The sequence below is a fragment of the Actinomyces sp. oral taxon 175 str. F0384 genome, assembly GCF_000223355.1.
Taxonomy (GTDB): Bacteria; Actinomycetota; Actinomycetes; order Actinomycetales; family Actinomycetaceae; genus Actinomyces; species Actinomyces oris.
Map to the genome: position 1 here is coordinate 1,614,682 of NZ_AFUR01000001.1, position 20,847 is coordinate 1,635,528.

General features: G+C 69.0%; 15 protein-coding genes. 4 read left to right on the forward strand and 11 right to left on the reverse strand.

Going from position 1 to position 20,847, the window contains the following annotated elements; genetic code table 11:
- Window positions 1–148: 148 nt before the first annotated feature.
- The 4 genes from HMPREF9058_RS06755 to HMPREF9058_RS06770 form a co-directional block, all read right to left on the reverse strand.
- Window positions 149–1,555, reverse strand: coding sequence for a pitrilysin family protein (locus HMPREF9058_RS06755; protein WP_009747354.1), 1,407 nt, complete (start codon window positions 1,553–1,555; stop codon window positions 149–151).
- Between the two features lie 185 nt (window positions 1,556–1,740).
- Entirely contained in the window at window positions 1,741–4,098 is a 2,358-nt protein-coding gene (locus HMPREF9058_RS06760; protein ID WP_009406102.1) for a polyribonucleotide nucleotidyltransferase, read from the reverse strand.
- Between the two features lie 538 nt (window positions 4,099–4,636).
- The gene (rpsO, locus tag HMPREF9058_RS06765; protein ID WP_003786006.1) at window positions 4,637–4,906 is read right to left on the reverse strand and encodes a 30S ribosomal protein S15; all 270 of its coding nucleotides are present in this window, start codon (window positions 4,904–4,906) and stop codon (window positions 4,637–4,639) included.
- Between the two features lie 220 nt (window positions 4,907–5,126).
- Window positions 5,127–6,152, reverse strand: a complete 1,026-nt coding sequence (locus HMPREF9058_RS06770) for a bifunctional riboflavin kinase/FAD synthetase (RefSeq protein WP_009405713.1) — start codon at window positions 6,150–6,152, stop codon at window positions 5,127–5,129.
- Between the two features lie 303 nt (window positions 6,153–6,455).
- Here HMPREF9058_RS06770 and HMPREF9058_RS06775 point away from each other — a divergent pair, with 303 nt between their 5' ends.
- Window positions 6,456–8,786, forward strand: coding sequence for an FtsX-like permease family protein (locus tag HMPREF9058_RS06775; protein ID WP_009405542.1), 2,331 nt, complete (start codon window positions 6,456–6,458; stop codon window positions 8,784–8,786).
- Window positions 8,787–8,797: 11 nt separating this feature from the next.
- Complete coding sequence (locus HMPREF9058_RS06780) at window positions 8,798–9,619, forward strand: ABC transporter ATP-binding protein (RefSeq protein ID WP_009406400.1); 822 nt, start codon at window positions 8,798–8,800, stop codon at window positions 9,617–9,619.
- Window positions 9,620–9,629: 10 nt separating this feature from the next.
- Here HMPREF9058_RS06780 and HMPREF9058_RS06785 read toward each other — a convergent pair whose 3' ends face one another.
- From HMPREF9058_RS06785 to rbfA, 3 genes are all read right to left on the reverse strand, one after another.
- On the reverse strand, window positions 9,630–9,932 hold the full coding sequence (locus tag HMPREF9058_RS06785; RefSeq protein ID WP_009406136.1) for a hypothetical protein: 303 nt from the start codon (window positions 9,930–9,932) through the stop codon (window positions 9,630–9,632).
- Window positions 9,933–10,003: 71 nt separating this feature from the next.
- The gene (truB, locus tag HMPREF9058_RS06790; protein WP_009747578.1) at window positions 10,004–11,101 is read right to left on the reverse strand and encodes a tRNA pseudouridine(55) synthase TruB; all 1,098 of its coding nucleotides are present in this window, start codon (window positions 11,099–11,101) and stop codon (window positions 10,004–10,006) included.
- Entirely contained in the window at window positions 11,098–11,595 is a 498-nt protein-coding gene (rbfA, locus tag HMPREF9058_RS06795) for a 30S ribosome-binding factor RbfA (protein WP_009747311.1), read from the reverse strand. Before rbfA ends, truB begins: the two co-directional genes overlap by 4 nt.
- Window positions 11,596–11,792: 197 nt before the next feature.
- Here rbfA and rarD point away from each other — a divergent pair, with 197 nt between their 5' ends.
- Window positions 11,793–12,785 (forward strand): EamA family transporter RarD, encoded by a 993-nt coding sequence (gene rarD / locus HMPREF9058_RS06800; protein ID WP_009747599.1) that lies wholly within the window; start codon window positions 11,793–11,795, stop codon window positions 12,783–12,785.
- Here the strand turns inward: rarD and HMPREF9058_RS06805 are convergent.
- Genes HMPREF9058_RS06805 through HMPREF9058_RS06815 form a run of 3 tightly spaced genes read right to left on the reverse strand, consistent with a single transcriptional unit; the run spans window position 12,736 to window position 16,882 of the window.
- On the reverse strand, window positions 12,736–13,560 hold the full coding sequence (locus HMPREF9058_RS06805) for a slipin family protein (RefSeq protein ID WP_003786350.1): 825 nt from the start codon (window positions 13,558–13,560) through the stop codon (window positions 12,736–12,738). The genes rarD and HMPREF9058_RS06805 overlap by 50 nt on opposite strands.
- 50 nt (window positions 13,561–13,610) lie before the next feature.
- Window positions 13,611–14,540 (reverse strand): hypothetical protein, encoded by a 930-nt coding sequence (locus HMPREF9058_RS06810; RefSeq protein ID WP_009406227.1) that lies wholly within the window; start codon window positions 14,538–14,540, stop codon window positions 13,611–13,613.
- Window positions 14,540–16,882, reverse strand: a complete 2,343-nt coding sequence (locus HMPREF9058_RS06815; RefSeq protein WP_009406187.1) for a nitric-oxide reductase large subunit — start codon at window positions 16,880–16,882, stop codon at window positions 14,540–14,542. The genes HMPREF9058_RS06810 and HMPREF9058_RS06815 overlap by 1 nt, the downstream gene beginning before the upstream one ends.
- A gap of 364 nt (window positions 16,883–17,246) precedes the next feature.
- On the opposite strand from HMPREF9058_RS06815, the gene HMPREF9058_RS06820 reads away from it, so the two are divergent.
- On the forward strand, window positions 17,247–18,818 hold the full coding sequence (locus tag HMPREF9058_RS06820) for a molybdopterin-dependent oxidoreductase (protein ID WP_009747639.1): 1,572 nt from the start codon (window positions 17,247–17,249) through the stop codon (window positions 18,816–18,818).
- A 119-nt stretch (window positions 18,819–18,937) separates the two neighbouring features.
- Here HMPREF9058_RS06820 and infB read toward each other — a convergent pair.
- Window positions 18,938–20,847: translation initiation factor IF-2 (gene infB, locus HMPREF9058_RS06825; RefSeq protein WP_009406299.1), on the reverse strand; the 1,910-nt coding region annotated here is incomplete at its 5' end.

Consider the following 20,847-nt stretch of genomic DNA (forward strand, 5'->3'; position numbering starts at 1 on the left):
GGCTGGAGAACCTTGGAATCATGGGGTTGCGCATCGGCTGGATGAGAGCGATCCGCGCCTTTGTCACCGATTTGGACACTCAGCCCCTCTTCTGGCTCCGGCGGTGTTCGATGAGCGGGCCATCGACCCCATCGGTTGTCGGCAGCTGTCAGTCGACCGGACCCACGAGGATGCGGGCGCGCTTCTGCTCCACCAGCCAGGCGGCCATCTCCCGGACCTCCTCAGGGGTGACGGCCTCCAGGCGGCGCAGGTTGTCCTCCATGGAGCGCAGGCGCCCGGTGACGACCTCGGCCCGCCCCAGGCGACCCATGCGCGCCAGGGAGTCCTCTCCCCCGAGGACCATGGCCCCGCGCAGCTGGCCGCGGGCGCGCATCATCTCCCGCTCGGTGACGCCGTGCTCGGCGAGCTTCTCGAACTCACCGATCATGACGGCGCACACCTCATCGACGTCGCCGGGGGCGCAGCCCGCATAGAGCCCAAAGGCGCCGGCACCGGCGTAGGAGGTGTCGAAGGCGTAGGTGGTGTAAGCCAGGCCCCGCTTCTCACGCACCTCCTGGAACAGGCGCGAGGACATGCCCCCACCCAGGATGGTGGTGAGCACGCTCATGGCCCAGCGCCGCTCATCGCGTACGGCGATGCCCTGGCAGGTCAGGTACAGGTGGCTCTGCTCGCTCTCGCGCGGGACAGTGATGTCGTGGACGTCCAGGGGCGCGAAGGGCTCGACCTCGAAGCGACGCTCACGCGGGACGGCATCGGGTGAGGCGTCCCAGCCGGCCGCGGCCAGGTCGGCCAGGACCCGCTCGCAGACCTCATCGTGGTCAACAGCGCCGGCGGCGGCCACCACGAGGGTGTCGGAGGCGTAGGTGCGCTTGTAGTGCTCCCACACGGCGTCGCGCGGAACCGCGGTGACGGTCTCGTTGGTGCCGCCGATGGGTCGGCCCAGCGGCGTGTCCTCACCGAAGGCGGCGCGGGCGAAGGCCTCCTGGGCGACGTCGGCGGGGTCGTCGGCGGCGTCGGCCAGCTCGGAGACGATGACACCGCGCTCGGTCTCGACGTCGGTGGGCTCCAGGAGGGAGGAGGTCACCATGTCGGCGAGCACGTCGAGGGCCCGCATACCGTCAGGGGCGAGCACGCGGGCGTAGTAGGAGGTGTGCTCCTTGGAGGTGGCGGCGTTGGACTCCCCACCGATCATGTCGAAGGCCTCGGCGATGTCGTGGGCATCGCGCGTGGCGGTGCCCTTGAACAGCAGGTGCTCCAGGAAGTGGGTGGAGCCCTCCTGGCCGGGCACCTCGTCGCGGCTGCCGACGCCGAACCACATGCCGATCGAGGCCGAGCGCAGCCCCGGCACGGACTCGGTGATGACTCGCACCCCTCCGGGCAGGACGGAGCGGCGGGTGAGAGCCCCGTCGTCGTGCAGGGTCAGCTCGGTGCCGTCGCGACCGGGCCGCCCGCGCCCGAGCTCCATCTCGGCGTAGTCGGTCGGGCTCGAGGACTGCCCGGTCGCGGGGGTCGAGGAGGGCTGAGAGGCCGCCTGCCGGGCTGATCCGGCGCGCATGTCTGGGTTGGTCACCCGCGAAGACTAGCGGGCTGGCGGGCCCGGTGTCGTTCCCGCACCCGGCCGCGTGCTGCCGCGCGCAGCGAACGCACTGCCCCGATGACGACGGTGTCCCCGCCCGGCCCAGAGGACCGGACGGGGACACCGGAGAGATGCGTCAGTCGGCTAGGGCCGCTGAACGGGTCTCACTCCTCCTCGGAGGACTCGGCGCTGCGCATGCGACGACGGCGCGGACGACGCTCGCGGCGCGGCTGCTCGCCGTCCTCGTCCTTGGCCTCGCGGCGCGAGCCGCCCTCACGGGAGGCCTTGCGGGAGGCCTCGCCCTCGGCCTCGGCGGCGAGCTGCTCGTCGGTGAGGACCGCGTGCAGGCTCAGCTTGCCGCGCTGGTCGATCTCGGCCAGCTCGACCTGGACCTTGTCCCCGACGTTGAGGACGTCCTCGACGTTCTCCACGCGCTTGCCGCCGACGAGCCGGCGGATCTGGGAGATGTGGAGCAGTCCGTCCTTGCCGGGGGTCAGCGAGACGAAGGCGCCGAAGGTCGTGGTCTTGACCACGGTGCCCACGAAGCGCTCGCCGATCTCGGGCATCTGCGGGTTGGCGATGGCGTTGACGGCGTCGCGGGCCGCCTCGGCCGAGGGGCCGTCGGAGGCGCCGATGTAGACGGTGCCGTCGTCCTCGACCGTCAGGTCCGCTCCGGTGTCCTCCTGGATCTGGTTGATCATCTTGCCCTTGGGGCCGATGACCTCACCGATCTTGTCCACCGGGATGCGCACGGCCAGGACACGCGGGGCCGTGGGGGCCATCTCGTCGGGGGCGTCGATGGCCTGGGCCAGGACGTCGAGGATGAACAGGCGGGCGTCGCGGGCCTGGCCGAGCGCGCCGGCCAGCACCTCGGAGGGCAGGCCGTCGAGCTTGGTGTCCAGCTGGAGGGCCGTGATGAAGTCACGGGTTCCGGCGACCTTGAAGTCCATGTCCCCGAAGGCGTCCTCGGAGCCGAGGATGTCGGTGAGGGTGGCCCACTTGGTCTCGCCGTCGATGACCTCGTGCATGAGGCCCATGGCGATACCGGCCACGGGCGCGCGCAGCGGCACACCGGCGTTGAGCAGGGACAGGGTGGAGGCGCACACCGAGCCCATGGAGGTCGAGCCGTTGGAGCCCAGGGCTTCGGAGACCTGGCGGATCGCGTAGGGGAAGTCCTCGCGGGTGGGCAGGACCGGCACGAGGGCCCGCTCGGCCAGGTTGCCGTGGCCGATCTCGCGGCGCTTGGGGGCGCCCACGCGGCCGGTCTCACCGGTGGAGAAGGGCGGGAAGTTGTAGTTGTGCATGTAGCGCTTGTGGGTGACCGGGGAGAGGTCGTCCACCTGCTGCTCCATGCGCAGCATGTTGAGGGTGGTCACGCCCAGGATCTGGGTCTCGCCGCGCTCGAAGATGGCCGAGCCGTGCACGCGGGGAAGGACCTCGACCTCGGCGGCCAGGGTGCGGATGTCCTTCAGGCCACGACCGTCCATGCGCACGCCCTCGGTGAGGGTGCGGTGACGCACGATCTTCTTGGTCACGGAGCGGAAGGCGGCCTTGAGGGCCTTGGTGTCCTCCTCGGTGGGGAAGGACTCGGCGAGCTCGGCCAGGACCTCGTCGCGCACGGCGTCGGTGGCCAGGTCGCGGGCCTGCTTGCCCTCGGTGGCGATGGCGGCGGCCAGGCCGTGGGCCTCGGCGGCCTTCTCGACGGCGTCGTACTGCTCGTCGGTGTAGTCCAGGTAGAGGGGGAACTCGGCGGTGGGCTTCGAGGCGTGCTGGGCGACCTCGAGCTGGGCCTCGCACAGGGCCTTGATATGGGGCTTGGCGGCCTCCAGGCCCTCGGCGACGACGGCCTCGGTGGGGGCCACGGCCCCGGCGTTGATGAGCTCCCAGGCGTGCTCGGTGGCACCGGCCTCGACCATCATGATGGCGACGTCGCCGGACTCCAGGACGCGGCCGGCCACCACCATCTGGAAGGTGGCGCGCTGCTGCTCGGAGTAGCGGGGGAAGGCCACCCAGTGCCCGTCGATGAGGGCCAGGCGGGTACCGGCCACGGGCCCGGAGAAGGGCAGGCCGGCGATCTGGGTGGACATCGAGGCGGCGTTGATGGCCAGGACGTCGTAGTCGTCGTCGGGGTGGATGGCCAGGACGGTCTCAACGACCTGGACCTCGTTGCGCAGGCCCTTGACGAAGGAGGGGCGCAGCGGACGGTCGATGAGGCGGCAGGCCAGGATGGCGGCGGTTCCGGCGCGGCCCTCGCGGCGGAAGAAGGAGCCGGGGATACGGCCGGCGGCGTACTGGCGCTCCTCGACATCCACGGTCAGGGGGAAGAAGTCGAACTGGTCCTTGGGGTGCTTGCCCACGGTGGTGGCGGACAGGACGGCGGTCTCACCGTCGAGGTAGGCCATGGCGCTTCCAGCGGCCTGCTTGGCCAGGCGGCCCGTCTCGAAGCGCACCACGCGCTTGCCGAAGGAGCCGTTGTCGATCACTGCCTCGGCGGCGGTGACCTCGGGGTCGTCAATGAACATGAAGTCTCTCTTCTCGCGATCGTCGTGCCGGGTCCGTGGCCTTCGATCGAGGCCCACGGAGCCGAGCGCTGCCATACGCGGATCTCCTTGATCCGACGGCGCGAGCACGGTTCCGGAGGCCACCACCGAAAACCGACGGGGCCGGCCGCTCCCCGGGTCTCTTCCCGGGGGCGGACTGCGCCACCTGCGCACTCCTGACCGGCTCGCACGCTGGGAGAGCATCGATGAGCCGGCGAGTACACGAGGGCACAGCCGCGCAGATTCTATCGTGCGCGGCCTCGTGATGCCGATCAGCGCCACAGGATGCCACGTGAGATGGGACGCGCGGAACCGGCGATTTCCTGGACCGGTCTTACTCGATCGTGACAAATTGGTGACCAACGGCAGGACGAAGCGGTCCTGCGCCCTGCGACCCGTGAGGACATCAAGGCGCTCTACACCTCGCTGCTCTGAGCGCGGGCGAGGCGGCCCGGAAACGCCGTGCGGCCCGGCTCCCCTCCAGGGGGCCGGGCCGCACGGCTCAAGGCTGTCAGCGCGCTCAGCGGCGGATGCCGAGGCGGGCGATGAGAGCACGGTAGCGCTCGATGTCCTCCTTCATGAGGTAGTCGAGCAGGCGACGGCGCTTACCGATGAGCAGGTAGAGGCCGCGACGCGAGTGGTGGTCGTGGGTGTGGCCCTTGAAGTGCTCGGTGAGGTTGGAGATGCGCTCGGTGAGGATGGCGACCTGGACCTCCGGGGAGCCCGTGTCACCCTCGTGGGTGGCGTACTCGGCGATGATCTCTTGCTTGCGCTCTGCGGTAACCGACATGCGGACTCCTTCGGGTCTCGTTGCACGGAGCGCCGGGGCAGGTTCTCCCGGGCATGAGGTATCCGTGGCCGATCGACGGCCCGCCAACCTTACCAGCGCCGCTTGCCTCCGATCACGCCAGAGGCTGTGCGAACCGGCACAGTTCCGGGGCGGAAGCGGGATGCGACGGTCAGGCTCCGACGGCGAGCACCTCCCCGAAGGCTCGACGCACACACCGGAGCTACTGCGCGGTGACGTCCTCGGGACGGATCGGCTCGGGGACCGGGACTCCCAGAATCCGGGCGGTGTCCTCGATATCGGCGCGCATCTGCACCAGGAGCGCGTCGAGCCCATCGAAGGCGAGCATGGGGCGCAGGCGCTCGACGAGCTCGACCCCCACCTCCTCGCCATAGAGATTGAGGTCGGCTCGCCCCAGGACATGAGCCTCGACCGTGCGCTGGGGGACGTCGTCGAAGGTGGGATTGGTGCCGATCGAGATGGCGGCGGGCAGCCGCTGGACATCGCCTTCGTCTGCGCAGCCGCGAATCAGCCAGCCGGCGTAGACCCCGTCGGGCGGCACGACACCGGCGGTGGCGGCCTCCAGGTTGGCGGTGGGGAACCCGAGCTCGCGGCCGCGGCGCAGACCTCGCACGACGACGCCGCGCAGCCGGTGGGGACGGCCCAGGACCCGGCTGACCTGCCGCATGTTCCCGTCCTTGAGGCACTGGCGGATCCACGTCGAGGACCAGCGACGCCCCTCGTCGGAGCGGATAGTGGAGACGATCTCCACCTCGAAGCCGTCCTGGCGACCGATCTGCTCCAGGGTGGCGGCGTCCCCGGAGTTGCGCCAACCGAAGCGGACGTCGTCGCCGACGACGACCGCGCGAGCCCCGAGCAGCTCCTCCAGCCAGGTGCGCACGAAGTCCTGCGGGCTCTGGGCGGCGAAGTCGAGGGTGTAGGTGATGACCAGGACCGCGTCGAGACCGAGGTCCCCCAGGGAGGCCAGGCGGTCGGTCAGGGAGGCGATGAGGGGCAGGTCGGCCTCGGGCTGGTGGACGCTACGAGGGTGGGGGTCGAAGGTGACCGCGACGGCCAGGGGCCGCCGGTCGCCGTGGGCGAGCTCGTGGGAGAGCTCGACGACGCGCCCCAGGACCGCCTGATGCCCGCGGTGGACGCCGTCGAAGATGCCCATCGTGACCACGGCGCCCGGCCCTCCCGGAGCGCTCAGGCTCGCTGGCACCTGCTCGGCGCCGTACCAGACCTCCACTGTCGCTGTTCCTGCTCTCATCGGCCCGTGGGGCGCACCGCACCCCTGTCTTCATCCGCATCCACACGCCCCCGCCCACCCCGCCGGGTCGGGAGAGGTGCGTGCGCGGGACAACCCTGCCACGGGGGCGCGGCCGGATGCGAACCAGCCGCCCTCGACACGCCTTGACGCGTTTCGACCGTCAGTCTATTCTCGATACCGACCGTCAGTCGATTAGCGTCGAGAACCGTTCCCTCACCTGGGAATCCCTCATCCGGGAAAGAGCCCGCAAGACCGAGGACAGACTCCAAGGAGGCTGCTGTCATGCTGATGCGACTTCTCAAGGCGGACCTGGCGCGCGGCGCCGTTGTGGCCGCCACCCTGACCGCCCTCATCGCCCTGGCGGCCACACTGATGTCGGCCGGGACATCCCTGGTGGTGGACAGCCTGTCGGCCACGCACCGGCTCTCGCAGCGGGCCAAGCTGCCGGACCTGGTGCAGATGCACTCCGGCCGTATTGACGACCACGACCGGCAGGCGATCGAGACGTGGGCGCAGGCGCGCAGCGACGTCACCGACCACGAGGTCATCAAGACCCTTCCAGTAGCGCGCCAGGAGCTGTCCATCAACGGCGTCAACCAGTCCGAGTCCTACAACGAGCCCGCCTTCGTCACCTCTCCCAAGCACCTCGACCTCCTGCTCGACGACGACGGCGAACCCGTCAGCCCGGGGCCGGGAGAGGTGGTGCTGCCGATCCACTACCGGGCGATCAACAGCGCCGATGTCGGCGACACCGTGACCGTCAGCAGTGCCGGCAGGACCACGACCCTGACCGTCGTGGGATTCGCACGCGACGCCCAGATGAATGCCGCCATGATCCCCTCCAAGCGCCTGGTGGTCTCGCCCGAGGACTTCTCCGCCCTGGAGCAGCAGATCACCGAGCCCGAGTACCTCATTGAGATGAGCCTGACCGACTCCACCCGTCCCGGCGGCGTCATCGACGCCTACAAGGAGGCGGGTCTGCCCAGTAACGGCATCAACATCAGCGCCTCGATGATCCAGCTCATGAACTCACTCAACGCCATGCTCATCGTGGCAGTGGCCCTGGTGGTGGCTGTCATTCTGGCGGTTGTCGCCGTCCTCGCCCTGCGCTACACGGTGCTGGCGGCCGTCGAGACGGACCTGGCCCAGATCGCCGTGCTCAAGGCCATCGGGGCGCCACTGGGGCGGATACGCCGCCTCTACGTGGCCAAGTACCTGGCTCTGTCAGCGCTGGGGGCGGCCCTGGGCTACGTGGCCGGCCAGCCCCTGGCCACCGCCCTGGAGGCCCCGACGACCCTCTACCTGGGTCGGCCCGCGACCACCCTGTGGAGCGTGGGGCTGCCGATCCTCACGGTTCTGGTTCTGGCGCTCGGAGTCATCGGCTTCACCTGGTTGGCTCTGCGGCGCATCGGCCGCATCTCGGCCATCGAGGCTCTGCGCAGCGGCACCAGCGCCTCCCTGCGCCCACGCCGGCAGCGCTGGAGACTGACCACCCTTCGCCGCCTTCCGGTTCAGGTGTGGCTCGGGGCGCGCGAGGCACTGCGCCCCTCCAACGCCCTGATGCTCGGTGTTCTGGCGCTGTGCACCTTCACCATGGTGCTGCCGACGAATGTCTCCTCGACTCTGAGCGACCCACGTGTGGCCACCTACCTGGGGGCCGGTCGGGCCGACCTGCGTGTCGACGTGCGCGCCGGGGTCCAGGACCTGGCCGCCGTGGAGAAGGCCGTCGACTCCGACCCCCGCGTCACCCGGCACACCACGATGCTGCGCCGCAGCTACAAGATGTCCACTGCCGCTGGCGGCTGGCAGACGGCGCTCATCGATATCGGGGACCATGAGGCCTTCCCCATGGAGTACCTCTCCGGGCGCGCCCCCACCACCGACGACGAGATCGCCCTGTCCTACAGCCAGGCCCAGGACACGGGCGCCAAGGAAGGCGCCACGGTCACCGTCCGGACCGCCGACGGCGACAAGGACCTGACAGTCACGGGTGTCTACCAGGACATCACCAACAACGGGCATACCGCCAAGGCCACCTTCGACGACGGCGCCCCCGCACTGTGGCAGATCGTCTACGCCGACGCCGGCTCCACTCAGCAGGCCAGCGCCCTCGCCAAGCAGCTGAGCGGCGAGTACCCGGGGATCCAGGCGGTCAGCATGAATCAGTATGCCGCCCAGTTCTTCGGGGCCACCGGCTCCCAGGTCCGCGTCGTCACCACACTGGCATGCGCCATCGCGCTGGGGCTGTCCTTCCTCATCACGGTGCTGTTCACCGTCCTCATCGTCTCGCGGGAGCGGCCTCAGATCGGCGTCCTGATGGCGCTGGGGTGCACCAGACGGGCAGTTGCGGGGCAGTACCTCATCCGTTTCGGCCTCCTGGCGCTGGTGGGGACCGCCCTGGGGCTCCTGGGGGCCTCCACTCTGGGCAGCCCCGCGATCGGGGCGGTCATGGCCTCACGCGGAGCCCCCGACCTTCAGCTCCTCCCCAACTGGTGGCTGGTGGGACTCGTCCTACCAGGGGCACTGCTGGCCACCGTCGTCGGCGCTGTCGCCCTGGCCCTCAGACGCCTACGCACCATGCCCCTGACCATGACCCTGACCACCGGCGAGTAAGGAGAGACAGAATGCGTGCCTCCACCCCATCGCGTTCCCCATGGCGCACCGGATCAGCAGCCGCGGGACCGGCCGTCCCCGTGGGAGCCGGGCAACCGGTCCTGCGGGCCCAGCACCTGTCCAAGAGCTACCACTCCCCCGTCCTGCGAGACCTCGACCTGGATGTCGAGCAGGGACAGTTCGTCGCCATCATGGGGCCCTCCGGGTCCGGGAAGTCCACCCTTCTGCACTGCCTGAGCGGTATGGACCAGCCCGACGCCGGCTCGGTACTCCTGGGCGGCCAGGAGATCACGAGCCTGAGTGAGAAGGAGCTGGCGGCGCTGCGACTGACGCGTTTCGGATTCGTCTTCCAACAGGCGCACCTCATGACCACCCTGTGCCTGCTGGACAACATCGTCCTGCCCGGGTTCCTGGCGGGCCTGCGTCCGCGCTCCGAGGTCACGGCGCGTGGAGAGGAGCTCATGGAGCGCATGGGGATCGCCGAGCTGGCCACCAGCGGCGTCACCGAGGTCTCCGGAGGCCAGCTGCAGCGCGCCGGCATCTGCCGGGCCCTCATCAACGACCCCGGGATCGTCTTCGCCGACGAACCCACAGGAGCGCTCAACTCCGCCACCGCGCTGCAGATCCTCGACCTGCTCGGGGAGATTCACACCTCGGGGACGACCCTGGTCATGGTCACCCACGACTCCCAGGTGGCGGCCCGGGCCGACCGTGTCCTGGTGCTCGTGGACGGGCAGATCACGGAGGACCTGCTCCTGGGACGGTACGAGGAGGCTGACGGCCCCTCACGCCTGACGACGGTCACTGAGGCCCTCCAGCGCCACAGCGTGTGACGGGGCGGGGTCAGTGGCCTCCGCAGCCGCAACCGCCACCGCCCGAGGCGGAGGCGGAGACATCACGCAGACCCAGCAGGTTACCGGCCTTGTGCCCGGGGGTGACGCCTTGCGGCGCTCCCGCTCCCAGGGCCGTCGTCACCGCTGAGGCGATGGCGACGGCGTCGACGACCTCCGGGGAGGTCTGTGCGGGCTCGGGCCGGTATCCCTCACCCACCGGCTGGGCGACTGCGGGCGCGGCGGCCCGCTCGTCCTGCTCGTTGCGCTTGCCGTGCCCGCCGCATCCGCAGCGGCATCCTCCGGTCTGGCTCATCATGTCTCCTCACGCAAAGGTGCTCATCGGGTGTGCTTTCGCCGGACGGGCCGGCGGCCCGGGTGCGCGTCTCAGGCCGGGTCCAGGACCAGTACCGGGCGCGCACGTGGGCCCTGGTGCCTCAACAGTGCCACGAGGCGCCCACCGGGGGCGAATCCGGCGACGACGCGCTGCTCAGCCGTCTTCGCAGAGGCCTGCAGCCGCCGGCCCTCGGGTGCCTCGGCCCTCTCCAGGACCTCGGCGTCAAGGGGCTGGCCGTAGCGCAGTGCGCGTGCCTCGCCCTCGGTCAGGCTCAGGCGCTTGAAGCAGCGCCGGGCGACCTCCTCCAGCGGGAGCGTGGTGACCCCGTGAGGCTCAGGGATGGAGGCGTCGGTCTCAACCTGGGCGGACAGGTCCGCCAGGGTGTGGGCCTCGTCGATGTCGAAGGGGCCCACTGCGGTGCGCCGCAGCGCGGTCAGATGAGCCCCGCAGCCCAGCGCCCGCCCCAGGTCCCGAGCCAGGGCGCGCACGTAGGTGCCCGACGAGCAGGAGACGAGGATGTCGATGTCGACGGCCTCCGCTGCGTCCGGGCCGTCGCTGAGGGCGCCGTCGGCTTCGACGATCGCCTTCCGGGGCTCTGCGGTCAGGCGCAGCTCGTGGATGGTGACGGGCCTGGCCTGCAGCTCGACGTCCTGCCCGTCACGGACGCGTTGGTGGGCTCGCACGCCGTCGACCTTGATGGCGGAGACCGCACTGGGCACCTGCTGGATCGGCCCGGTCAGGCCTGTGAGCGCCTCCCGGAGGCGGCCCTCGGGCAGGTCCGAGGGCCGGCAGCCGCGGGCTGCGACGATCTGCCCGTCAGCGTCCTCCGTCGTGGTCTCCACCCCGAGGCGAACGGTGGCCTCGTAGGTCTTGTCGGCCCCCACCAGGTAGGTGAGGAAGCGGGTGGCGCGCCCGATGCCCAGCAGCAGCAGGCCGGTGGCCATGGGGTCGAGGGTGCCGGCGTGCCCCACCTTGCGGGTAGCGGCCAGGCGGCGGGTGGCGCCGACGACGTCGTGGCTGGTCAGCCCTTGGGGCTTGTCGACCACGAGGATCCCGTCGGCAGCGGTGACCGCGCCGCGGGGGACGTCGGGGCGACGACGTGCGCGGCCGGTCCGCTCCACGGGCTCGGCCCGCTCAGAGGCCTTCACAGGTCCTCGGCATCCGTTGCGGGCTCCTGGCCGGCCTCCTCGGTCTGGGGGTCGCCGTCCCCGGCCTCCTCATCCTCCTCATCGTGGCGGTAGGGGTCGGCGTCACCGGCGTAGGTGGCGCCCTCGGCGACCTTGGCAATCTGGGCGTCACGCACCCGGGCCTGGGCCAGGGCGTCCTCGAGGGTCTTGGCGGTGGTGGGGAGGGCATCGAGCTGGAAGGACAGTGAAGGAGTCAGGCGGATGCCGAGGGCCTTACCAACCTCGGAGCGGATGAGTCCCTTGGCTGAGCGCAGCGCCTTGGCCGTCTCCTCCCGCTCCTCATCGCTGCCGTAGACGGTGTAGAACACGGTGGCCTGCTGGAGGTCGCCGGTGACACGGACGTCGGTGACGGTGACGAAGCCCAGGCGTGGGTCCTTGATTCGCCCTTGAAGGAGGCGGGCGACAGTCTCATGAATGCGGTCGGCGACCTTGCGGGCGCGGGCGGCGTCGGCCATGGCGGGGCTCCTTCACGTGCGGGGTCCGGGCCTGTCAGGCCCGGGGCTGAGCGATCGGGACCGATCGGCGCGCCGTCCTCACCCGCGAAAGAGCGGCCCCTTCCGAGGCGGTCCAGTGCGCCTCACTATGCTACGCGGAGCGGCGACACGGTCACCGCAGCCATCCCCGAGCGCGAACGGATCAGGAACAGATCACAATGAGCTCCTCCCCTGGTGCATCCTCCTCGAAAGACGGCCCCATCGCTACGCCACCGGCCCTTCCTGAGGCCGCGGCGACCTCGGCGTCAGGGACGCTCGACAGCACTGGGATGGCTCTGGTCATCGGCTGCTACACCCTGTGGGGCGTCTTCCCCCTCTACTTCCACCTCCTCTCGGCCGCCGGCAGTGTGGAGATCATCGGTCACCGGATCCTCTGGACGCTCGTCTCCTGCCTGACGCTCATCGCCCTGCGACGCCGCTGGGCGCAGCTGGTTCACGTGGTGCGCTCACCGCGCCTGCTGGGGATGCTGGCCGTCTGCGGGCTGCTGGTCTCAGTCAACTGGCTCGTCTACGTCTACGGCGTCAACAGCGCGCGCACGGCCGACGCCGCCCTGGGCTACTTCATCAACCCGCTGGTGACGGTGGCCCTGGCCTCACTGGTACTGCATGAGCGGTTGCGCCCCGCTCACCGGGTCTCGATCGCGCTGGCGAGCGCCGGAGTGGCCCTCCTCGTGGTGCTGCAGGGCTCGCTGCCGTGGATCTCCCTGGCGCTGGCCTTCTCCTTCGCCTTGTACGGGCTGGTCAAGAAGCAGCTCGGGCCCGACGTGGACGCTCTGACCGGGCTGACGGTGGAGAGCGCCGTCGTGACTCCCGCCGCGCTCGCCTACCTGGGCCACCTGGCCTGGCAGGGGCAGTCGGCCTGGCAGGCCCCCGATCAAGGGTGGTGGATCCTGGCGCTGCTCGTGGTGGCCGGCCCGGTCACGGCCGTGCCCCTGCTGCTCTTCGCCGCCGGGACCAGGCGCGTGCCGTTGTCCGTGGTCGGGATGGGACAGTACATCGCCCCAACCATCCAGTTCCTGCTGGCCTGGGGCGCCTTCCACGAGCGGATCCCGCCGGCCCGATGGGCGGCCATGGTCCTGGTGTGGGCGGCGGTCGCAGTCTTCATCGGTGACGCGGTGCGCCAGCTCCTTCGCCGCCCTCGCCCTCGTTAGCCTCCGGCAGGCCGCCCTGGGGACCGAAGCGCTCCAGGAGCGGTCCGATGATGTCCATCGGCAGGGGGAAGACGACCGTGGAGTTCTGGTCGGCGCCGAGCTCCAGGAGGGTCTGCAGGTAACGCAGCTGGAGAGAGGCCGGTGACTTCGAGAGCGTGTCGGCCGCCTGGCGCAGCTCCTCGGAGGCCTGGAGCTCACCGCGGGCGTTGATGATCTTGGCGCGGCGCTCACGCTCGGCCTCGGCCCCACGAGCCATGGCCCGCTGCATCTGCTCGGGAATCTCGACATCCTTGATCTCGACGACACTGACCTCCACGCCCCAGGGCTCGGTGAGCTTCTCGATGATGTCTCGCAGGTCGGCGTTCAGGGCGCTGCGGTGGGCGAGCACGGTGTCCAAGTCAACCCGGCCGAGGACGGACCTCAACGTGGTCTGCGCGATCTGGGAGGTGGCGATCGCGTAGTTCTCCACCGCCATGACGGCCTTGACCGGGTCAGTGACGTTGAACAGGACGACGGCGTTGACGCGCGCCGGCACGTTGTCCTCCGTGATGACCTCCTGGGGCGGGATGGTCAGGGTGACCACGCGGGTGTCGACCCGTACCAGGCGCTCGAGGAAGGGAACGACCAGGTGCAGGCCGGGGTCGTAGACAGGTCGCAGGCGCCCCAACCTGAACACGATGCCCCGCTCGTACTGGGTGATGATCTTGAGCGAGAGGGCCAGGACGAGCAGGACGAGGACGGCCAGGGCCGCAATGGCGGTGGTGGTAGTAGTCATGAAGGGTCCTTCGGGAAGGTGGGTCGACGTGGCTCAGGGCTGGGCCCGGTTCATCCGCTGGTGGTGTCGGTGGCCTCGTTCCACGCCGAGGACCAAGAGCGCCGGGCCCCACCGCGGGTTCCATCCGCCCCGAGCTCGGCACTGGCGGTCGGGACTCGCTTGCGGGTGCGCAGGGCGGTGACGCGACGCAGCTCGGGCTCCACGGAGGCAGCGGAGGCGACAGTCCCGCCGTCCGCCTTCCCGGTGCCGTCAGCCCCGGAAAGGAAGGAGACATGCACGGTGCGCCCCGTGGCGGACGCACGCGCCTGAGCGGCAGCGATCGCCTCGGCCGCCTCACGCACTGAGCGGTATCCCGAGGGGCGTGCACTGATCGACACCGGGACGGGACCGGTGCCCGATGAGCGACGAGCCTCCTCCGCCTCCTGGTACTCCTGCGAGCCGACGTGGGGCAGGTGGGCAGGCGCGTTGTCGGGGGTGTTCCACAGGTGACGGGCCAGCGGCAGGACTCCGGCGACGATGACGACGACGGTCGTCGTGCCCAGGACGATGAGGTCGCCGGTGGCGTGAAAGGCCACCATGAGCAGCACCGGGATGAAGACGCCGACGCAGGCGATGACCAGGCCCACGCCGCGGTGGAAGCGTCCGGCGTCGGAGTAGGGCCACGGGTCGACGGGCCGGGTGATCTCCCGTGGGCCGGGGGTGGGCGAGCAGCTGTCCTTGGACGGGCAGCGCCCGCAGATCGCATGGGCGCCCTCATAGCGGATGACGCGCTTGTCCGGGTCGAAGGCGGTGGGCCACAGCCACTGGTCCTCGTGGCACCTCCAGCCGTCGACGTCGTCGTGGTACATGAAGTCCGAGTGCCGCCAGGACATGGAGTGCCGGGCGCTGCGCGAGCCGAGGACGTCCACGGCCCACGCAGCAGCCAGCATGATGAGCGCGTAGACGGCGATGAGCCACACGCTCAGGTCGGGTGAGTCCATCAGTCGTTCAGCTCCGCGCGCTCACCGCGCCAGGCCTTGCGCCCACCCTGGATCTCCTCGTAGAGGGCGTCCTCGGCGAAGGTGTCCACCGTCCGCCCTCGACGCCAGTTCCTCAGTCCCAGGAAGGCGATGTAGAGGTAGGGCAGGACTCCGCCGAGGATGAAGATGAGGTCTCCGGGCATCCGCCCCCACTCGATGATCGTGTTGACAGAGTTGGTGACGTAGGTGAGCTGGCGGGCCTCGAAGTAGCCCGTGCTCACCGAGTAGCGCAGCTGGAGGATGCCCAGCGGCAGCAGGGTGGCGAAGCACATCCAGGCCAGACCGATGTTGAGGCTCCAGAAGGAGGTCTTGGCGAGCCTCTCGGGCCACTTGTCGGCCGGCACCAGGTAGCGCAGGGCGAACATCCCCAGCGCCAGCGCCATGAAGCCGTACACGCCCATCATGGAGGCGTGAGCGTGGTTGGCCGTCAGCGCGGTCCCGATCTCGTAGTAGGACACGATGGGCAGGTTGACCAGGAAGCCGAAGACACCGGCCCCCAGGAAGTTCCAGAAGCCGACAGCCATGAGGAACATAACGGCCCAGCGGTGCGGGAAGGGACCGGCCTCCTTGCCGTGGCGGTTGGCTCCCAGCTGCATGAAGGCCCAGGCCTCCACCGTCAGGAAGGTCAGTGGGATCACCTCGGCGGCTGAGAAGAAGGCGCCCAGGGCCATGTGCTCCACCGGCGTGCCGGAGAAGTACAGGTGGTGCATGGTGCCGATGACACCGCCGGCGGAGTACAGGATGATGTCCATGAAGATGATGCCCAGTGCGATCCTCTCGCGGACAACGCCCAGCAGGACGAAGACGTAGGCGACCATGACGGTGGTGAACAGCTCGAGGAAGTCCTCGACCCACAGGTGCACCACCCAGAAGCGCCAGAACTCGGCGACGGTCACGTGGGTTCCGGTGCGCGCCATCATCCCCACGGCGTAGAAGGCGGGGATCGCCAGGGCCGCGAACATGAACAGCCAGGGCATGTTGGCCACGTGCTCGTTGCTCAGACGCGAGCGCATGGCGCGCCAGATGATGAACACCCAGACGAACAGGGCCAGGGTCAGCAGCACCTGGAAGACGAAGGGCAGGTCGAGGTACTCCCACTGCTGGGCGAACAGCGGTCCCTTGGCCCAGCTCAGGCCGTGCTGGCTGGCCCCCTCCGCCAGGCAGGACAGGACGACGACGACCGTGGCGGCGATGAACAGGGTCCACACCAGCACGTGCTGCTTCTTCGGCTCGCGCCTGGCGATGAACGGGGTCAGGAACAGCCCGGCCGCGAGCAGCCCGATGGCGGTCCAGAACAAGGAGAGCTGGACGTGCCAGGTGCGGGCCAGGGAGAAGGGCAGGAGCCGGCCCAGGTCGAAGCCGAAGAAGGACAGCACGTCGGCCCGGTAGTGCTCGGCCAGGGCCCCCAGGAGCGTCTGGACGAGGAAGAGGGCGGCGATAGTGAAGACGTACCAGGCCACCACCCGCTGCGACTTGGTCAGTCCGACCTCCTCGGGCTGTCGGAAGGACAGGGCCGGGGCCTCCTCGGAGTGCCAGCCGATCTTCTGGCTCCAGCGGCCGTAGATGGCGAACATGACCCCGGTTCCACCGATGAGGACGATCAGTGACAGGACCGACCAGATCATGAGGTCACCGGTGGGCGTGTTGCCGACCAGGGACTCGGCGGGCCAGTTGTTCGTGTACGAGTAGTCGTGGCCGGGGCGCTGCGCGGACGATCCCCAGGCGGTCCAGCCGAAGAAGGCCGTCACCTGCTTGACCTGGACGGGGTCGGTGATGAGATCCGGCTTGAGGCCGTGGCTGTGGGCGTCGGGCCCGAACATCGTGGTGTAGTGGCTGACGGCCTCGTTGTAGGCCTTGACCTGCTCATCGGTCCACACCAGGGTTCCCGTGGAGGGGTCGTAGCGGTTGGTCCGCATCATCTCCTTGGTGGCGGCCGCCGGGTCGGCGACCCCCTGGGCGGCGAGCTGCTTCTTGACGCTCGTGGCCTCCATGCGGAGGTACTCGGCGGTGAAGTCCGGACCGAGGTAGCCGCCATGCCCCAGGATGGAGCCGTACTCCATGAGACCTCTGGCCTGGAAGAGCTTCTGCCCCTCGGTGATGTCCTGCGTCGTGAAGAGGGTCTCGCCGCTCTCGGTGACCACCTTCTGCGGCTGAGGCATGGAATTGGTGTAGGTGCGGTAGGCCAGCAGGCCCATGACAGTGAATCCGAAGAGCATGACCAGGGCGACCCCCTGGATCCACCCCTTGCCGATGAGGCGAGCGCGTCGGGAGGACGCCCCCTCAGTCGTGGCAGCGGATGACATGAGATTACCTCCGTGTATCTCAGGAGACGGCGGATGTCTTCCGCGTCGTCACAGCCACCGTACAAGCCTTGCAGAGCATTGTGGGGGAACGATCCGGGAGTTCTCCGTCGATATAACGTCTGATCGTTCCCATTTCCTCAGATTCTCTCCGTCGGTATTCAACGTGTGGAACAACATGACAACCAGAGCTTCGCCGATTTAAATCAGCCATTTGTTTCGTATTTATGGAAGGCTGACATAACTTCCTCTCCGCCGCATCACACCCCGATCGCGACACCTTGTTATCACCCCCTGTATAGAACCGGCACACAGCAGTACAATGATTTATACGGAAGATTTGTCACCCCGTTTGTAAGGCACGATGATGTCCTTTCTGCCCCTAGCCGCACAGACCGCCAACGACGTCGCCCAGCAGTGCGTGGACACTGAGACCTTCCCGCTCTGGCTGCGCGTCACCCACTTCATCAACTTCCTCCTCATGGGCGTGCTCATCCGCTCCGGGATTGAGGTCATCGCCTCGCACCCGCGCTTCTACTTCAAGGACCAGTGCGAGCCCGGATCAGAGTGGATCCGGTTCACCAAGGACAAGGTGCCCCTCGAGGAGGGGGCCTTCACCGCCCGGGACGATCAGCGCGACCTCTCTCCCCTGCTGTCCCTGCCCGGCCGGGCCAAGATCGGGCTGGGGCGCGCCTGGCACGGGGTGGCCACCAGCTTCTGGCTGCTCAACGGCGTCATCTACGTCGTCTTCCTCGTGGGCACCGGGGCGTGGCACCGTCTGGTTCCCACCACGTGGCGGATCCTGCCCGACGCCTGGGACTCCCTGCTGACCTACGCGCACCTGCGCACCCCGTCCTTGTGCGACTTCACCCCCTACGACAGCCTCCAGCAGCTGGGGTACTTCTTCATCGTCTTCATCGCCGCTCCGCTGATGATCATCACGGGACCGGTCATGTCCCCCGCCGTCGTGGGTCGCTTCCCCTGGTACGCCAAGATGTTCGGTGGCCGCCAGGCCGCCCGCTCCCTGCACCTGATCGGCATGTTCATCTACCTGGGCTTCGCCATCGTTCACGTGGGCCTGGTGTTCATCGTGCACGCTCCTCACAACCTCACCCACATCGTCTTCGGCTACTACGACCCCAGTCGGGTGGGTCAGGCCTACGTCACCGTGATCGGGACGATCGTCGTCGTGGTGGCCCTGTGGATCGCCATGTCCTACTGGACGCTGACGGACACCCGTCGCAGTCAGCGGATCCTGTGGGACGCCACGCGGGGGATCCGCCGCGTCACGGTGGACCGCTTCAGCTCACAGCAGGCCGTTAAGAAGCCGTGGACGGAGAAGGACATCTCCACGTTCCACTGGGTCAACACCCGTACCCCCTCACGGGAGGAGTCCCCGGAGTACCAGGAGCTGGCGGCGAATGACTTCGCCGACTTCCGCCTCGAGGTGGGTGGCATGGTCTCGGCTCCGGCGTCCTTCTCCCTGGCGGAGCTCAAGGCGATCTCCAGCCAGTCCCAGATCACCATGCACACCTGCATGCAGGGCTGGACGGGGATCGCCAAGTGGACGGGGATCCGCGTGCGGGATCTGCTCGCGCAGGTCGGTCAGATCGATCCTGAGGCGGGCTGGGTGATGTTCGAGTCCTTCGGCATGGCCCAGCACATGCACGACGGGCGCCCGGTCGAGCCGTACTACACGTGCCTGCCTCTGGACATGGCCCTCGAGGATGACACGATCCTGGCCTGGGGCCGCAATGACGCGCCACTGTCGGGCATGTTCGGTGCTCCGCTGCGCCTGCGCTGCGAGACGAGCCACGGCTACAAGATGATTAAGTGGGTCCGGTCGGTGACGTTGATCCGTCACTACAGCGAGGTCGGTGACGGCATGGGCGGGACCCGCGAGGACTCCGGGTACCAGGACGTCAACGCGCGCATCTGACGCTGATCGCCCCACCCGCACTTTCTCTCTCGCGGGCGAGGCGATGCGGGTCCGTCTGACACGGTGGCCGGCCACCCCAGTGCGGGGTGGCCGGCCACCGTTGATGAACGTGGTCGTTCTCAGTCGCGAGGCTTCTCGCGCATCTCCCAGGTCTCGATGACGTCGCCCTCGGCGAGGTCCTTGAAGCCCAGGTTGATACCGCACTCGTAGCCCTCGCGGACCTCGGTGACGTCGTCCTTCTCACGGCGCAGCGTCTCGATGGACAGATCGCCGTTGATGACGACGCCGTCGCGCACCAGGCGGGCCTTGGTGCCCCGCTTGATGATGCCCGAGCGGACGATGGAGCCGGCGATGGAGCCGAACTTCGAGGAGCGGAAGATCTGCCGGATCTCGGCGGTACCGAGCTCGACCTCCTCGTAGACGGGCTTGAGCATGCCCTTCATGGCGGCCTCGACGTCCTCGATCGCGTTGTAGATGACCGAGTAGAACTTCATGTCGACGCCCTCGCGGTCGGCGATCTCCGAGACTCGCTCGGCGGGCCGGACGTTGAAGCCGATGATGACGGCGGAGTCCACCGTGGCCAGGTTGACGTCGTTCTGCGTGATGGCACCCACGCCGCGGTGGATGACGCGCAGCGCGACCTCCTCGCCAACGTCGATCTTGAGCAGGGAGTCCTCCAGGGCCTCGACCGCACCCGAGCTGTCGCCCTTGAGGATGAGGTTGAGGGTGTCGACCTTGCCCTCCTTGAGGACATCGGTGAGGTTCTCCAGGGAGACCCGCTTGCGGCGCTTGGCCAGCAGGGCGGCGCGCTCGGCGGCCTCACGTTTGTCGGCGATCTGGCGGGCCGTACGGTCGTCGGGGGCGACGATGAAGGAGTCACCGGCGCTGGGCACGTTGGTCAGACCCAGGACCAGGGCCGGGCGGGCGGGGCCGGCCTCGGTGAGGTTCTCCCCGTGCTCGTTGAACATGGCGCGCACGCGCCCGTAGGCGCTTCCGGCCACGATCGGGTCACCGACCCGCAGCGTGCCGCGCTCGACCAGGATGGTGCTCACGGCGCCGCGGCCCTTGTCGAGCTTGGCCTCGATGGTCACGCCGCGGGCCTCGGTGTCCGGGTTGGCCCGCAGGTCCAGGGCGGCGTCCGCGGTCAGCAGGACGGCCTCGAGGAGCTCGTCAATGTGGAGACGCTGCTTGGCGGAGATGTCCACGAACATCGTGTCGCCGCCGTACTCCTCAGGGACCAGACCGTACTCGGTGAGCTGGCCACGGATCTTGTCCGGGTTGGCGCCCTCCTTGTCGATCTTGTTGACCGCCACGACGATCGGCACGTTGGCCGCCTGGGCGTGGTTGAGGGCCTCAACGGTCTGGGGCATGACGCCGTCGTCGGCGGCCACGACGAGGATGGCGATGTCGGTCACCTCGGCACCGCGGGCGCGCATGGCCGTGAAGGCCTCGTGACCGGGGGTGTCGATGAAGGTGATCGGACGCTCCTCGTCGTTCAGGTTGACGCGCACCTGGTAGGCGCCGATGGACTGAGTGATACCCCCGGCCTCACCGGCGACGACGTCGGTGGAGCGGATGGCGTCCAGCAACTTGGTCTTACCATGGTCGACGTGGCCCATGACCGTGACCACCGGGGGCCGGGGCACGAGGTTGGCGTCGTCCTCGTCGGGCTCGAGGTCGATGTCGAAGGACTCCAGGAGCTCGCGGTCCTCGTCCTCGGGCGAGACGATCTGGACGTTGTAGCCCAGCTCGGCGCCCAGGAGGGCGAAGGTGTCCTCGTCGAGGGACTGGGTCGCCGTGGCCATCTCGCCGAGATGGAACAGGACGGTCACCAGCGCCGCGGGGTTGGCGTTGATCTTCTCGGCCAGGTCCGTGAGCGTGGCCCCCTGGCGCACGCGCACCGGGGTGGAGCCGTCACCGCGCGGGACGATGACACCGCCGATCGACGGTGCGCTCTGCTGCTCGAACTCCTGACGCTTGGCCCGCTTGGACTTGCGTCCCCGCGGGGCGCCGCCACCGCGTCCGAAGG

Coding starts and splice junctions, on each gene's coding strand:
- rpsO (WP_003786006.1), bottom strand. CDS start 4,906: ATGTCGGTTACCGCAGAGCGCAAGCAAGAGATCATCGCCGAGTACGCC.
- HMPREF9058_RS06810 (WP_009406227.1), bottom strand. CDS start 14,540: ATGGACTCACCCGACCTGAGCGTGTGGCTCATCGCCGTCTACGCGCTC.
- HMPREF9058_RS06760 (WP_009406102.1), bottom strand. CDS start 4,098: ATGTTCATTGACGACCCCGAGGTCACCGCCGCCGAGGCAGTGATCGAC.
- HMPREF9058_RS06755 (WP_009747354.1), bottom strand. CDS start 1,555: ATGCGCGCCGGATCAGCCCGGCAGGCGGCCTCTCAGCCCTCCTCGACC.
- HMPREF9058_RS06785 (WP_009406136.1), bottom strand. CDS start 9,932: ATGAGCCAGACCGGAGGATGCCGCTGCGGATGCGGCGGGCACGGCAAG.
- HMPREF9058_RS06780 (WP_009406400.1), top strand. CDS start 8,798: ATGCGTGCCTCCACCCCATCGCGTTCCCCATGGCGCACCGGATCAGCA.
- rarD (WP_009747599.1), top strand. CDS start 11,793: ATGAGCTCCTCCCCTGGTGCATCCTCCTCGAAAGACGGCCCCATCGCT.
- HMPREF9058_RS06775 (WP_009405542.1), top strand. CDS start 6,456: ATGCTGATGCGACTTCTCAAGGCGGACCTGGCGCGCGGCGCCGTTGTG.
- rbfA (WP_009747311.1), bottom strand. CDS start 11,595: ATGGCCGACGCCGCCCGCGCCCGCAAGGTCGCCGACCGCATTCATGAG.
- HMPREF9058_RS06820 (WP_009747639.1), top strand. CDS start 17,247: ATGTCCTTTCTGCCCCTAGCCGCACAGACCGCCAACGACGTCGCCCAG.
- HMPREF9058_RS06815 (WP_009406187.1), bottom strand. CDS start 16,882: ATGTCATCCGCTGCCACGACTGAGGGGGCGTCCTCCCGACGCGCTCGC.
- HMPREF9058_RS06805 (WP_003786350.1), bottom strand. CDS start 13,560: ATGACTACTACCACCACCGCCATTGCGGCCCTGGCCGTCCTCGTCCTG.